The 14817-nt window shown below is 40.7% G+C and carries 10 protein-coding genes; 2 read left to right on the forward strand and 8 right to left on the reverse strand.

Annotated elements, in window-relative coordinates; all coding sequences use genetic code 11:
• Nucleotides 1-36: 36 nt before the first annotated feature.
• Complete coding sequence (locus tag HII17_RS09550; protein ID WP_169075149.1) at nucleotides 37-978, reverse strand: alpha/beta hydrolase; 942 nt, start codon at nucleotides 976-978, stop codon at nucleotides 37-39.
• Nucleotides 979-983: 5 nt separating this feature from the next.
• Nucleotides 984-2153 (reverse strand): MFS transporter, encoded by a 1170-nt coding sequence (locus HII17_RS09555; RefSeq protein WP_235938701.1) that lies wholly within the window; start codon nucleotides 2151-2153, stop codon nucleotides 984-986.
• A 145-nt stretch (nucleotides 2154-2298) separates the two neighbouring features.
• On the opposite strand from HII17_RS09555, the gene HII17_RS09560 reads away from it, so the two are divergent.
• Nucleotides 2299-5697, forward strand: a complete 3399-nt coding sequence (locus HII17_RS09560) for a PAS domain-containing hybrid sensor histidine kinase/response regulator (protein WP_169075150.1) — start codon at nucleotides 2299-2301, stop codon at nucleotides 5695-5697.
• A gap of 13 nt (nucleotides 5698-5710) precedes the next feature.
• Here the strand turns inward: HII17_RS09560 and HII17_RS09565 are convergent, their stop codons facing one another.
• The 3 genes from HII17_RS09565 to HII17_RS09575 all read right to left on the reverse strand — a co-directional run bounded on the left by HII17_RS09565 (nucleotide 5711) and on the right by HII17_RS09575 (nucleotide 9824).
• On the reverse strand, nucleotides 5711-6379 hold the full coding sequence (locus tag HII17_RS09565; RefSeq protein WP_328824510.1) for a response regulator transcription factor: 669 nt from the start codon (nucleotides 6377-6379) through the stop codon (nucleotides 5711-5713).
• A gap of 99 nt (nucleotides 6380-6478) precedes the next feature.
• Nucleotides 6479-8767, reverse strand: a complete 2289-nt coding sequence (locus HII17_RS09570) for a TonB-dependent receptor (protein WP_169075151.1) — start codon at nucleotides 8765-8767, stop codon at nucleotides 6479-6481.
• A 121-nt stretch (nucleotides 8768-8888) separates the two neighbouring features.
• Complete coding sequence (locus tag HII17_RS09575) at nucleotides 8889-9824, reverse strand: extracellular catalytic domain type 1 short-chain-length polyhydroxyalkanoate depolymerase (protein WP_169075152.1); 936 nt, start codon at nucleotides 9822-9824, stop codon at nucleotides 8889-8891.
• Nucleotides 9825-10013: 189 nt separating this feature from the next.
• Here HII17_RS09575 and HII17_RS09580 point away from each other — a divergent pair, with 189 nt between their 5' ends.
• Entirely contained in the window at nucleotides 10014-10712 is a 699-nt protein-coding gene (locus HII17_RS09580) for a type 2 periplasmic-binding domain-containing protein (protein WP_169075153.1), read from the forward strand.
• Nucleotides 10713-10714: 2 nt separating this feature from the next.
• Here the strand turns inward: HII17_RS09580 and ccoG are convergent, their stop codons facing one another.
• From ccoG to ispB, 3 genes are all read right to left on the reverse strand, one after another.
• Nucleotides 10715-12097 (reverse strand): cytochrome c oxidase accessory protein CcoG, encoded by a 1383-nt coding sequence (ccoG, locus tag HII17_RS09585; RefSeq protein ID WP_169075154.1) that lies wholly within the window; start codon nucleotides 12095-12097, stop codon nucleotides 10715-10717.
• A gap of 172 nt (nucleotides 12098-12269) precedes the next feature.
• Nucleotides 12270-13694, reverse strand: a complete 1425-nt coding sequence (locus HII17_RS09590) for a sigma-54 interaction domain-containing protein (protein WP_169075155.1) — start codon at nucleotides 13692-13694, stop codon at nucleotides 12270-12272.
• 64 nt (nucleotides 13695-13758) lie between these two features.
• Nucleotides 13759-14730 carry an octaprenyl diphosphate synthase gene (gene ispB, locus HII17_RS09595; protein ID WP_169075156.1) on the reverse strand — a complete coding sequence of 324 codons (972 nt, stop codon included), beginning with the start codon at nucleotides 14728-14730 and terminating at the stop codon, nucleotides 13759-13761.
• Between the last annotated feature and the right edge of the window lie 87 nt (nucleotides 14731-14817).

Below are 14817 nucleotides of genomic sequence, written 5' to 3' on the forward strand. Positions count from 1 at the left end.
TGAGCTTGTCGCACTTCGGTAAACTCAGTATGAATTTTACTTGTTTAGAAATGCCGCTAATCGTTGATATGTTTCCATACACTCTTCTTTGACTAGGTCATGCAATAACATATAAGCATGGATCATCCCATCGAACTGGTGATGCTCAACATTTACTCCAGCAGCGTTAAGTTTTTCAACGTAAGCATTGCCTTCATCTCGCAACGGGTCGCAACCTGCGGTAAATACGATTGTTTCTGGCATGCTACGGTCAAACGACCCCAATAAAGGTGAAGCTTCGCTTAATGTATGCCCATCACTGTATTTTTCTTGAAAATATTGTTCGAAGTACCATTTGACCCTAGCTTGTTCTAGCAAGAAGCCTTGACCATTTTCTTCTATGGAAGCAGATTGCATGGTGTAATCAACGCTTGGGTATATGAGTAACTGTTTATTGATTTCAATATCAGAGTTTTGTGTAAAGCGCTTACTTAAAGTCGTACAAATTGCACCGCCTGCGCTATCGCCCATAATATTTAGCTGATAATTATGATTAACGCCATCGAGCAGTTTACGATGATTTAAGAGAACTGCTTCACAATCGTCAATCCCTGCTGGATAAGGGTGCTCCGGTGCTAATCGATAGTCAGGACAAATAACAACACAGTTTGCCATTTTAGCCATCATTCGGCTCGCACTATCGTATAAATCGATGCTGCCACACATGTGCCCGCCGCCATGGTAATGAATTAATACTGGTAGTGCGGCGGCTGGGTCAGGGCTGTAAACGCGGGTATTAATTACTCTTCCATTAAGCGTTAAAGACCTGTCTTGAACAAAGGTAATATCTGGCCCGTTAGGAATAAAAGCCGCCAGTTTATCAAGATTACCTCTAACTATTTCAGGTGTGTAAGTGACACCCTGCGCCTTTGCTTCTGCAGCCGCTGCGTTAACTTGCGTTAGAAACTCTGTAAGTTTAGGTGAAAGCGTGCCTCGCATTATATTCACTCCTTTGATTTAGCTGTTTCAGGTAAGAAAAAGCTGCCAATAAAAAAAGTACTGCTCAACACCGTAATAAGGATTAACGAATATGTGAAATCCCCTTGGTTAATATCTACAAGTTTACCGAACAACCAAAGAACCCCCGTTGATAACAAGTAACTTATTGAATAAAACAAGCTAAAAATTATCGTAATTCGTTGGCCGCTCATGTTCGGTAACTCGTGTGGAATAGATACCAGAGCAGTAATTGGAAAGAAAATGAAAAAGCCTAGCAAAATAGCTGAAGCTGTTTGAATAATTGGGCTGGTGCTAAAAGATAATCCTATGATGGTAAGGATCATTGCAAGACCAGACCATTTAATAACAGGTACTCTTTTTGGGTTCTTTTTGCTGTAGATAATACCGGCTAATGTGCCAACAATACCAAAGCCAATCACCCATTTACTTTGGCTAATTCCCGCCTTTGGATAAAAGGTGAAAAGGCAAATATAAAAAGCGAGTAGACCAGAATAAGTCAGTGCGTAAACCCAATTGAACTTATCTTTTAAACCGTCGATATAATGATAATTACTTTCAGCATTTGCTTGGTTTGTAGCGTCTTGTTCGTTTGAGTCAAATCTTACTAACAGCCAAGCTACGGCGAATAGGAAACTGGCAACAGAAAATGCTAATAGGCTAACTTTCCAATCGCCAGTAATTGAATTGAAATCAGCCATAAACCACAAAATAATAGCGGTACCGACATTAAATGCGACGGCATTAAGGCCGTTAATCACAGGCCTTTCGTCTACATCAAACCAATGCATAACTATTGGGTTGAAATAAACAATCATAAAAGCCCCACCTAAGCCCATCAGAAAACGACTGACTAGCAAAATTTCATAATTAGGTGAGTAGGGAGTAAATACGCCAATGGCAATAAGTAATGCGGCGATGAAAAAGGCATACTTTATGCCAAACTTTATTGCCAGCCAGGCGGCACCAAATGTCCCGACAATTTTAGCAAGCGTTACTGAGCCACTAATAAAACTCGCGGAAGCTAAGCTATCAACATTCATTGACTCCATTATTTGGCTCATGCTGGCTGTACCGCCAACCCAAGCCATCGCAAATAATACATAGCTAATAAAAACAATCGCTTCAACGATATACTTATTACTTATTTTCATCATTATTCTTTGTTATTTTCGTAATGTTTTTAAGACTACCGCATCAACAAGCAAAAATAAGTACTACCTTCGTGTACTGCCTTCGAAATTCTCACGTGGTATGCTGGGCAGATAAAAATAATAACTTCATCTAAGGCGAGGCAGGTTTTTGTTAATTTGGCAGTCGTTTGATTCTTGGTTAATTAGTTTAATTTCAATTGCCTATTTTCTTGTGCTATTCGCTGTTGCGTATTTTGGGCAAAAACAGTCTCAAGATAAATGGCACAACCGCCCTTGGATATATGGTCTTTCATTAGGCGTTAGTTGCACCTCTTGGGCGTTTTACGGCACTGTAGGTCAAGCGGCGGCAACCGGCAGTTGGCTAGCACCAATTTATATTGGCACTATTTTGTGCTTTGTATTTGCTTGGCCGATGTTATTGCGAATGCTGAGAATAAGTAAGCAGCAAAATATAACATCGATTGCTGACTTTATTGCCTGCCGATACGATCGCTCACCACAAATAGCGGGTCTTGTTACATTAGTCGCATTAATTGGCACTATTCCTTATATCGCGCTTCAGTTGCGAGCGGTAAGTACTAGTTTTGATTTGCTTACGGGGACTTATCAATCGGGAATTAATACGACAGTACTAGTCACTATTGTATTGATCGCGTTTAGCATTTTATTTGGTACCCGCCAGGTTGCTGCAAGTAGACAAAATAGGGGACTAGTATTAGCCATTGCTTTTAGTTCCATTGTCAAACTATTCGCGTTAACCGCGATAGGTATCTTTGCAACTTTCTTCATTTTTGATGGCTTTAACGACCTGTTGCTGCGCTCGGAAACCATCAGCTTTGAGAGTGACTCTGACTTAAATGCGTCAATATATTTTGCTATTTCACAAGCTATTCTAGGCATGATAACGATAGTGGTGTTGCCACAGCAGTTTCATATGGCCATGATTGAAAATCATCATGAACAAGAATTGAAAACTGCTCGTTGGCTTTATCCTCTATATCTTGTTCTTATCAACTTGTTTGTCTTACCTATCGCTATTGCAGGTTTAGCGACCTTTCCAGGCGGTAGTGTTGATGCCGATACATTTGTAATTACCTTGCCGTTATTTTTCCAACAATCTTGGTTAGTGCTTTTGGTTTATATCGGCGGTTTAGCTGCGGCTACTAGTATGGTCATCATTGCCACAATAGTATTGAGTACCATGTTAACTACAGAAATCATTAACCCTTTATTGCTCAAAGGAAAAAGTAGGTTATTGAAAGATAAGCCACAAGTCTCTGGGTTAATTCTAAATTTACGGCGCATTACCATCGCTTTATTGCTAATACTTGCACTTGGTTTTGAAAGGGTCGTTAGTCAGCAAAATCACCTTGCCACTATCGGTTTATTGTCATTTGTATTGCTTGCGCAGTTAGCACCGCTTATTTGGGGCGCGCTGTATTGGCGAAAAGCGACAACAAAAGGTGCATTGATCGGGTTAGTTGTTGGTAGTGCCGTCTGGTGCTATCTATTGTTGTTGCCGAGCTTAATCCCTGATGCTGCTTGGCTATACTCGAGCGCGATAGTTGAATGGACGGGGCTTGATAATATTAGTGTTGGTCTGCTGGCAAGCTTACTTGCCAATGTTAGCTGCTTTGTCGGTGTTTCTCTGTTTAGTCAGCGCAGTGTTGGTGAACAGCTGCAGGCTGAAATATTTATTCATAAACCAGAGCGTGTTGATGGCAACAAGTTGTCGAATAACGATCTCTATCATTTGTTACAACGCTTTGTTTCCTCTCAAGCTGCCGAAGAATTAATGAATTTGTTGCCAAGTAATAGCAAATCTAGGGCACAGGCTTCAGCAAAATTAGTTGAGCATACGCGATTGCAGTTAGCTGGCGTATTAGGCTCAGCGTCGACACGAATGGTGATGAATGCGGCAACAGAAAAGGAAATGCCACTTGAGGATGTTGTTCATATTGTTGATGAAGCGAGCAAGATATTTCAATTTAATCGTGAATTGCTGCAAGCAGGCGTGGAAAATATTGAGCAAGGTATTAGCGTAGTTGATGCTGATATGCGAATTGTTGCATGGAATCAGCGCTACATAGAGTTGCTAGGTTACCCGGAAGGATTTTTAACCGCAGGCAAGCCAATCGAAGATGTCTTGAGGTTTAATGCAGATAGAGGTGTCATCCAAGGCGAAGATAAACATGCCCTAATTGCAAAACGTATCGACCATATGAGAAAAGGTACTAACCATCATTTTCAACGGATAATGCCAAATGGCGTTGTGTTAGAAATTCGTGGGCAAGCAATGCCAGGAGGCGGGTTTGTTAGTACTTTCTCAGACATTACTGCGCATGTTGAAGCAGAGCGCGCATTACAACAAGCCAATGAAGGGTTAGAAAAGCGTGTTGAAGAGCGTACCGTGGAATTAGTTGAAGCAAAAGCAGAAGCAGAAGCGGCGAACCGAAGTAAAACACGATTTCTAGCTGCAGCCAGTCACGATTTAATGCAACCGTTCAATGCATTAACGCTATTTACTACCATGCTGCAAAAGCGTGTGAACACAGAAGAGTTAACTGAATTAGCAGGTAATATTCAGCACTCGCTGACCGCTGTTGAAGGTTTGTTATCTGATTTAGTGGAAATTTCCAAGCTTGATTCTAGCGCACAAAAAGTCGAATGCTCGACATTTGCGGTCGCAGATTTATTAGCGCCGCTTAATAATGAGTTTAGTGTGCTTGCCGACGGTGATGACATAGATTTTCATTACCAAGCCTCTAGTTGTTTTGTTGAAACCGATAAGCGCATGGTGCGCCGTATCATACAAAACTTTTTGTCTAATGCATTTCGCTACGCACCGCATGGCAAAGTGTTATTAGGTGCGAGACGACAGAAGGATGTTATTCGCATTGAAGTCTGGGATAGTGGGGTTGGTATTCCGACAGACAAACAAGACGTCATATTTAAAGAATTTGAACGGTTAAAGTCTACCGAAGATAAACCCGGGTTAGGACTTGGGTTAGCCATTTCAGACCGAATTGCCAAACTACTTAACTTGAAGTTGTCGGTAAGATCTACTCTTGACAGAGGATCCGTTTTCTCGGTCGATATTCCTCGAGCTACTTCCATGCAAAGCGTTACCAAAGTTTCTGATAAAGCGCTTGATAAAATGACAAATGACTTCCCATTGTTGCCGGTATTATTGATTGATAATGATGAATTGTTATTAAAGGCCTTATCCTCGCAATTGGCGGATTGGCAATGTCTGGTGCTTTCTGCAACAGATTTAGAGGGGGTGCAAACTCAACTCTTACAAGACAGCTTTATTCCGCAATTGATTATCGCAGATTATCATTTAGACGATGGTGAGAATGGAGTCGATGTCGTGCAATTATTGGAGCAGCAATATCAATGGGATGTGCCATGTATCATCTGTTCAGCAGATCCTTCAGAGCATATTAGGCAACGCACTAGTGATGCTAAGTTTAGCTTTATGCGAAAACCAATTAAGTCGTTAGCTTTGAAACGAACAATAAAGCAATTATTAACCGCAGAATAAGCTATGCGATGAATTAAAGTACATCATGTTGCGGCGGATTGAGCGTAAGCTGCTGGTAAGCAATGCCGGCAAGCGTGCGGTTATTCACCCCAAGTTGAAGCAATATTGCTGATACATGTTTCTTTACTGTGTTCTCTTTAATATTCAAAATACCGGCGATTTGCTTGTTTAATTGGCCATCGGCAATTAATGATAATACGTTATATTGTTGAGGAGTCAGGTGCGCGAGTTGTTTCGCCAATTGCTTGTTTTTCTGTGCTTGCTCATCATCAGGGAGTTTTTCAATATCATCTGGTAGCCAGGTTTCTCCATTTAGGACACTATCCACAGCGCTAGCAATTGTTGCTAAGTTCACTGACTTAGGAATAAAGGCGGCAGCACCAAAATTTATCGCTTTGCGCATAACGTCAGTACGTTCATCTGAAGAGACCATGATTACGGTTAAATCTGGATGATTATTTCTTAGTTGCGTGAGGCCGGTAAAGCCATCATTGCCTGGCATATGAAGATCAAGAAATACTATTTCAAGCGACGGTTGAGTTTCGATATTAGCAAGTAATTCATTAAAGCTTTCAGCTTCAATGATCGCTGCATCAGGTATGCATTCATATACCGCTTGTTTCAAAGCTGTACGAAATAGTGGGTGGTCGTCAGCAATGATTACTTGTGCATCACTCATCATTATCTCTCCTTAAAACTACTTATCTCATTATGAAAAAAAGAGCTGGCAGGTACCAGCTCTTTTAACCAAGGGAGATTAATTAACTTAATAATTAGTCGGTTAGAAACGGTACCCAAGGGTAAAGTGTACGGTACGCGGGTCGCCGTAATAGGCGATTAACGTTGTATCGCCACCTAAGCCTGGCGTGTAGTTACCATCATCATCCATACCCACAAAGTTATAGCCGCCGACCATATATTCTTCATCAGTCAGGTTTTTAGCATGTAAGCCTGCATACCAATTACCTTCAATGCTTTCCCAATTGATGCTGGCATTTAGCGTGCCATAGCCATCTTGTTTTAAAGCGTCACTGTCTTCAAATAATAAGTAATCGTCACGGTAGTAGTAACCCCCGTTGAAAACAAAGTAGCCAATTGAAGTATCTAATGTGTAGTTAGCTGCAATGGATAAGGTGTATTCAGGTGTGTTAGATAAACCTACTAATGGTGTCGCAATAGACGGATCGTCTTCTATTTCGCCATCGAGATACCCTAAAGCAAAGTCTAAAGTAAGCTCTTCGGTCGCAACCCAAGTGACCTCTGCTTCTATACCGTCAACGGTTGAGCCCTTAATATTACCAAGGTTTTGGTTAAGTACCGTGAAGTCGTCAGGATCTGGCGTTACCGTTATGTATTGGCGATCTTCATGATCTAACGAGAACACAGTAATATTGGTACGCAATGTTTCATTCCAATCTTTCTTCATACCGATTTCAAACGAGTCGACAATTTCCGGATCTGCTGCGTCCTCATTTACGGTAGCGCGTGGGTTAAACGTACCTGATTTAAAGCCTTGAGAGTAGCTGGCAAAAAACATAGTGTTATCGTCATACTGATACTCAATACCTATGCGAGGAGTAAAACGAGACCAGTCTTCTGATTTAGGTGCATCTAAAACGCCATCACCGTCAGAATCTGACCCTAGTACTTGCGGGAAGCTTACGCCACCACGTTCATAGCCAGGAATCCAACCATCTTCAGGATATACATTTTCAAATGCTAACCCATTGTTTACATAAGCATCTTTTTCTTCATCTGTGTAGCGAGCACCTAAGGTCATTGAGAGCTGTTCGGTAATATCAATACTACTTTGCACGTAAGCTGCTTTACTTTCACTATTATTACAGCCTGTTACTTCGCGTGTTAAGCCTGGTACACCAAATGCTGCTCGGCCAAGAAAACCTAATATGGCATCGAAATGACCACATGATTCACCGTCGTAGAAGTAAACACCACCGACAATATTAAAGTTCTCGCCAGTATAATTTGCTTGAAGTTCGTGACTGGTATTTTCATCATCGTAAATAGCCGGTACATCGAAAATATCTAGCGGCGTATTGTCAAAATCGATATTGGTATCCGAATCACTTTCACGCGATGACGTAACGTATTTAAGCGATAAATCATCAGTCGCTTGCCAATCAACAACTAAGCTAATTCCTTCAAGTTCAACAGTGTTTTTAGTAGGCATGCTAGTGTATGAGTCGAAAACACTATTAGGCACTGGCGCATCAGTTAGCAAGCTTGGCAATAAGCGATAACCGCCTTTGGCGTTAGAGTCGTCATCTGTTTTATCCCAAGCTAATCGCATAAATAAGTCGTCAGTCGGACGAAACTCAAGCGTTAAACGTGAAGCTGATAAATCTTTGTTATAGTTTTCTTTGTCTTGACCGTCGAGTGCTGAAATTAAAAATTCACCAAAACCATCGCGACTCAACTCTGCATGACCAAAACCTAAATAAAGTTTGTCTTCGATAAGTGGCACTTGACCCGTAATTTTTAGGTCTTGTTGGCTGTATGAGCCGACAGTCCCTTCAATGTTAAACTCCATATCACCAGACATAGGTTTGGTGACGTATTTCACCGCGCCACCTATGGTGTTTTTGCCATAAAGTGTACCTTGAGGACCACGTAATACTTCGATGCGTTCAACATCCAGCAGATCAATAACTGCACCTTGTGGGCGAGCCATGTACACATCATCAATGTAAATGCCGACACCAGGCTCATAACCCCACAATGGATCTTGTTGACCAACACCTCGGATAAAAGCCGTTAACGTTGAGTTTGTACCACGGCTTGTTTGTAGCGTGGTATTTGGAGAAAAGCGTTGTATCTCTGTCATCACAGCTATACCGTTTTCACTGAGTTGCGCAGCGCCGATAGAGGTAACCGCAACTGGAACTGATTGTAAGCTCTCGGTTGTTTTTCGCGCCGTGACTTCGATGACTTCTAAACCAGCGACTTTGTCTTCTGAACTTGTATCTTCTTGCGCTATTGCAAAATTACTACTGAGTGCGGCAGCGACTGCTAATGCTATACAGCTATGCTTGTTTTTTTGCTGCTTCATGAAATTCCCCTTAGCTTCTTATAATATTATTTTTTGTTAACACTGATGGTTGATTTTTACTCTATACCAATAATTTAAAAAAATAATTAGCACCATAGTAGTACATGTTAACTTGTTGTATTTATTTGGTTATTTTTGTTTTTAGTCCGAAAAACTGAATGATTTCTGGCATAGTGGCAATAGGCGACTTAAGTAAATAGTCACCCTCGACGCCACCATGGTTAATGTCAGGGTTGACCATGATGCCGTGTCCAACGTTAGCAATTGTTACTAACTCAAGTGCGCGTTGTTTATCTTTGCCAAACCATTGTTGTTTTGTGACGCCATTTTTTGCGGTCACCTCTGGTTGAGCAGTTATCTGGGTTAAATGTTGCCACTGTTTAGCAAGTGCACTGGAATTTTTTGGGTTAACGATATTGTCGTTAGCGCCAGTCCAAATTGTAAGTCGAGGTAGTTTAGTCTTTTGATTAATAACTGCATTCGCGCCTTGGATTAAATCTGTTTGAGAAGATGGTCCATTTTTCATGCAAGATATCGCTTTTATTAGTCCATTTGCACATGGGTAAGGCACACCTGCAATGACTGCTCCTGCTTCGAATAATTCAGGATAATTGAGCAGCATAGAGCTGGTCATAGCGCCACCAGCAGATAAACCTGCAATATATATGTCTTTAAATCCATGCTGTTTGATTAACGCATTGATCATGTTTTTTAATGATAAGGTTTCACCAACACCCATAGCGTTGTCTTTTTCAGAAAACCAATTGAAGCAAGCCGTTATGTTGTTTGATTTGCTTTGTTGTGGAATAAGTACGGTGAAATTGTACTGTGTTGATAAGCCTATGAGCCCGGTATCGGTTGCCAATGTTTTACCGTTTTGACCACAGCCGTGGAGCATTACTAATAATGATGGTTTGCTCTGTTCGGGTTTAAAGTAGCTAGCAGTTAGCTCTCCGGGGTTATCGCCAAAAGAATCTAACTGATAAAATGACGCGTTTGTCGCAAGTGGTAAACATAAAGCTAATGATAGGGCTAAGCCTTTAAATTTATCTAACATACACAACCTGATATTCATCCTTTTATTAGCACTTAATGCATATTGGCTTACAAGTAAAAATTCGACAATGGTACTTTAGTGCCGTGCTGTTTTCGCGTTGACTATAAGAATCGCAGATTTGTACTATATTAATAAGGTGTTGAGATTTATTTGTATTTATCCTTAACTTTGAATGGAACAGGTTTTAACTTGTTGATACGACTATTTTTTCTACTTATTACTTTTTGTCACTTTTCTATTTTTGCAAAAGAAGAAAAGAAGATAAGTGCATGCTTCGAAGAGTGGAGCCCCTATGCTTTTGTAGGGAAGAACGGAGAGGCGACAGGGAGTTCAATTGAGTTCTTACAAAGAAAAGTTAAAGATTTTAATTACTTTATTTCTTATAAACAACTGCCTCATGCTAGATGTGTAGAATTAGTTAAAAATAAAGAATTTGACTTTGTGTTGCACGTCGATAAAGCTGATGGAGTAGCTTTAATCGAACATCCTATTGCTGATTGGGAGCTCACCTTGGCTGTAGTACCCAATAGCCCAATCGCAATGAAAGCAGACCATTCGAGTAATAAAATAAAATTGTTAACAGCAAGGGGCTATGAGTATCCTGAAAAAGTGGCCGAAATAATTAATAGTGAGCAATTTGAAGTTAGTACAGCCTCTTTTAATTCAGAAAAACCAGAAAGCATCAAGCGACTGTTTAGCATCTTAACGTCAGGTAGGGTGGATGCAATTTTAATTGATAAGAAATGGGCAGATTTGGTCATTGCCAAATACAACATTAATGCAACTACGTTAGATTATACCTTACACAAAGAGCCGCAATATATTGGTTATCACCCTGATAACAAAATAAAAGCGGCTCTTTTAGCTAAAGCACTTAGAGCGAACTAAAGCTATCCTGCATAAAATTTCACTTCTTTAGTTATATTAACTTGGTCACTATCAAGTGACGTAATTGTTATATTGAGTGACGACACCCCTTCAGGTAACAATTCTGGCGGAGCGGTAAGTGTAAAAGGCACTACAACCATTTCTAAAGCTTCTGCAGTTACAGGTTTGGTCAAGCTCATGGTGATTGGTTCTTCACCATCGATAATGAGTAAAAATCGCTCGGTTTGCTGTAACTTGTTAGTGAGCTTTAATTGATAACTGTTTTCTATACTGCCATCAAACGTTGTGCGATATAGCACATTTCGGTCTCGTAATATTGAAGCTTCAATCGGTGTGCGTGTGGCAATGAAAAAGCCCATTAATACAAACATGGTTAGCGTAAGCATTGCGTATGCCGCAATTTTAGGCCTAAAAATAGATGCTTTTTTACCTATCAAAGCATTTTCACTCGTAAAGCTAATTAATCCTTTGGGATAATTAAAGCGCTCCATTGTTTGGTCACATGCATCTATGCAAGCTGCACAGCTAATACATTCATATTGAAGGCCATTTCGGATGTCTATGCCGACAGGACAAACTTCAACACACAGATTACAATCTACGCAATCTCCGAGTCCTTTTGCTTTATGGTCGTCTTTACGTTTGCGCATGCCGCGGTTTTCTCCGCGTGCTTTATCATAGGCAACAAGTAGAGTGTTTTTATCAAACATTGCTGATTGAAAACGTGAATACGGACACATGTAAATACACATTTTTTCGCGTAACCAGCCTGCATTACCGTATGTACATAGCGTAAAGAAGCCAACCCAGAAATAGACAAGTGCTGACCATTCCAAGGTAAACAGCTCTAAATACAAGGTTTTAACAGGGATGAAGTACGACATAAAAGTCGTTGCTGTTAAAAACGAAATAAGTAGCCAGGCAGCGTGCTTAAGCGTTTTTTTACGGAATTTAGCGCTATCTAATTCTTGCTTGTCACCTCTGATCCGTTGATTTCGATTACCTTCAATTTTCTCTTCTACCCAGATATAGAGAAACATCCAAATAGTCTGTGGGCACATAAAGCCACACCATACCCTGCCAAGCCATGTGGTAAAAAAGAACAGTGCGAACGCCCCCACCATAAATAGGGCCGCGAGCACTGTTAAGTCTTGCGGGAAGAAAGTAATGGCAAAAATTCTAAATTGCTGATTAGCGACATCTAGCAGGATAGCTTGTTCACCTTTATAAGGTATCCAAGGAATTAACACGAAAAGCAACATCATAAATGCGCCGCTGTATTTACGAATATTATAAAATAAGCCACGCTGCAGACGAACGTAGATGCTTTCGTCATTTTTATACGGCTTAATAATCAATTCTTCTTCTTTAAAATCGAAATTCATTGTTTACTCTCATAACTCTGTTATAAGAGATATTGCAATTAGATTGCCAACATGAGATTTTGAGTTAACCTGTTGATAAATATGGTTAATATTTTTATTGGTGGTCTGCTTATTAAATTGATTGCACGATATATCGTGGTTTCTGGCGTGGCATATCGTGCTTTTTTGGGGGCTATGGACGTTTGATGTTGAGCTTTTGCATTTTTGAACGCAGCGTGCTGTCTGGTAAACCTAATATCTTTGCAGCGCCTTGTTCGCCACCAATTTTCCAGTGACAGTCGTTAAGTACATCTAAAATATATTGAGCCTCTATCTGTGCTAGTGATTTACCCTTAACATGATTTGTCTGTGTTATAGGTTCACCAACCGTAACCTCTAACACAGGCGATTGCGATAAAATCATGGCACGCTCAAGGGTATTTTGTAGCTCTCTTACGTTACCTGGCCAATGATAATGTCTTAGAGATCGTAAACTGCTCGAGCTAATTGAATGAACCTGTTTATTAAGTTTCTTATTCAGTTGCTCGATCAGCTGGGTAGTAAGCGTAGCAATATCATCTTTACGTGCTCGAAGTGGTGGCATTTCGATAGGAAAAACGTTTAAGCGATAATATAAGTCCATTCGAAAATCGCCCTGTTCAACCATGGCTTTTAAATCTTTGTTTGTTGCTGCGATTAATCGGATATCAACCTTGATAGTTTTATTGCCACCAACCCGCTCAAATTCCTGTTCTTGAATAACTCTTAGTAATTTGCTTTGCGCTTCTAAAGAAAGCTCACCAATTTCATCCAAAAATAGTGTACCTTTGTCTGCTAATTCGAATTTTCCTTTGCGGCTTTCATTTGCACCGGTAAAGGCTCCCTTCTCGTGGCCAAATAACTCAGATTCTAATAAGCTAGGGGTAAAGGCTGCACAGTTCACTTTTATCATCGCTTTCTTTTTTCGATCACTTCGCTGGTGTAGTTCACGTGCGGCGAGTTCTTTACCAGTTCCATTTTCGCCGAGAATCAATACGGTAGTATTGGTATTCGCCACTAGTTGAATCTGCGATTTTAGCTTTTCCATGATTAAGCTAGAGCCAGTAAGCGAAGATTGCGACCACTGTTGCTTAAGTTCATTTTGTAGGTAGTGATTTTCTGCCTGCAACTGATTGGAAAGCGATTTTACTTTATCTAGTGCTAGACTTAATGCTTGTTCATTATTTTTCTGCTCGGTGACATCTCGAAATACCGTAACGGCACCTATGACTTTATTTTGATGGAATACTGGAGTTGAAGTGTATTCGACCGGAAAAGCACTGCCATCTTTGCGCCAAAATACTTCATTAGTTACTTGGCGACTTTTACCATCTTGAGCTGTCGCATAGATTTGACATTCTTCAGCGGGGTAGGGGGTTCCGTCAGCATGGGTATGATGATGATATTGGTGAATACTTTTACCAAGTAATTCTTCTGCGGTCCAGCCCGTCATTCGCTCGGCTGCTGCATTAATAAATACCGCGTGACCTTGCGTATCAAAGCCGTAAATTCCTTCGCCAACAGCATTAAGTAAAAGTTCTGAATCAGCCAGTAAGTGTTTAAGGTTTGAAGAAGTCATAAAAAATGGGCCACGAAATATCGTGGCCCATTGTAATCGAGATTTAAGTAAATGAAAATGCTGTTTATGAAGTGCGGTTTGCTGCAATATGCGCTAGGGCGATCAATGCTTGCTTATATTCACTTTCTGGAATCTCACTCAGCGCATTAATTGCTATATCGGCTTCTTGTTCTGCTTTTCGTTGCGTGTACTCCAAAGAGCCCGTTGCTTTCATGGCGGCTAGAATTTCATCTAAGTGCTCCATGCCATTACAATGCTCGATAGCATTTCTAATTAATTGACGCTGCTCATCGTTGCCATTGGCCATTGCATATAATAGTGGCAATGTTGGCTTTCCTTCTGATAAGTCATCACCAACATTTTTGCCCATTTCTTTGGCATCCGCCGTATAGTCCATGATGTCATCTACTAACTGGAATGCTGTGCCCAAGTGCTTACCATAATCGGCGAGTGCCTGTTCGATCTTAGGATCAGATCCCGAGATCACCGCGGCTAGCTGTGTCGCTGCTTCAAACAACCTCGCAGTTTTACAATAGATTACCTGCAGATAACTTTCTTCAGTAGTATCGGGGTCATTACAGTTCATCAACTGTAATACTTCACCTTCTGCTACAACATTTGTCGTATCAGATAAAATCTCCATCACACGCATCTTTTTGATTTTTACCATCATTTGAAAAGAACGGGTATAAAGGAAGTCACCAACTAAGACACTGGCCGAATTACCAAATAAGGCATTGGCTGTTTCTCGTCCGCGACGCATATTTGATTCGTCGACTACGTCGTCATGTAATAATGTAGCGGTATGAATGAACTCGACGATCGCAGCGATCGAAAGATGATCCTTACCTTCGTAACCTATCGCTCGTGCAGCTAATACGCTAAGCAAAGGGCGCATTCTTTTGCCGCCGGCATTTACAATGTAAATACCGAGTTGATTAATAAGGGCGACGTCAGAGGTTAATTGGCCGTAGATTAGATCATTAACTTCGGTCATATCTTGGCTAGCAAGCGACTGAATTTCAGTTAAGTTCATAGCGTGGAGAATAGTGTTTTACAGGTGTTTAATGCGCACAAGTGTACACGAAATCTAGATAGATTGAAGCGTTCAAAATATTTATGT

The sequence above is a fragment of the Thalassotalea algicola genome, assembly GCF_012932965.1.
Taxonomy (GTDB): Bacteria; Pseudomonadota; Gammaproteobacteria; order Enterobacterales; family Alteromonadaceae; genus Thalassotalea_F; species Thalassotalea_F algicola.

What these genes read in the sequence shown, in the direction of transcription:
- HII17_RS09550 (WP_169075149.1), bottom strand. Translation starts at nt 978, where the DNA reads ATGCGAGGCACGCTTTCACCTAAACTTACAGAGTTTCTAACGCAAGTT.
- HII17_RS09555 (WP_235938701.1), bottom strand. Translation starts at nt 2,153, where the DNA reads ATGATGAAAATAAGTAATAAGTATATCGTTGAAGCGATTGTTTTTATT.
- HII17_RS09565 (WP_328824510.1), bottom strand. Translation starts at nt 6,379, where the DNA reads ATGATGAGTGATGCACAAGTAATCATTGCTGACGACCACCCACTATTT.
- HII17_RS09570 (WP_169075151.1), bottom strand. Translation starts at nt 8,767, where the DNA reads ATGAAGCAGCAAAAAAACAAGCATAGCTGTATAGCATTAGCAGTCGCT.
- HII17_RS09575 (WP_169075152.1), bottom strand. Translation starts at nt 9,824, where the DNA reads ATGTTAGATAAATTTAAAGGCTTAGCCCTATCATTAGCTTTATGTTTA.
- ccoG (WP_169075154.1), bottom strand. Translation starts at nt 12,097, where the DNA reads ATGAATTTCGATTTTAAAGAAGAAGAATTGATTATTAAGCCGTATAAA.
- HII17_RS09590 (WP_169075155.1), bottom strand. Translation starts at nt 13,694, where the DNA reads ATGACTTCTTCAAACCTTAAACACTTACTGGCTGATTCAGAACTTTTA.
- ispB (WP_169075156.1), bottom strand. Translation starts at nt 14,730, where the DNA reads ATGAACTTAACTGAAATTCAGTCGCTTGCTAGCCAAGATATGACCGAA.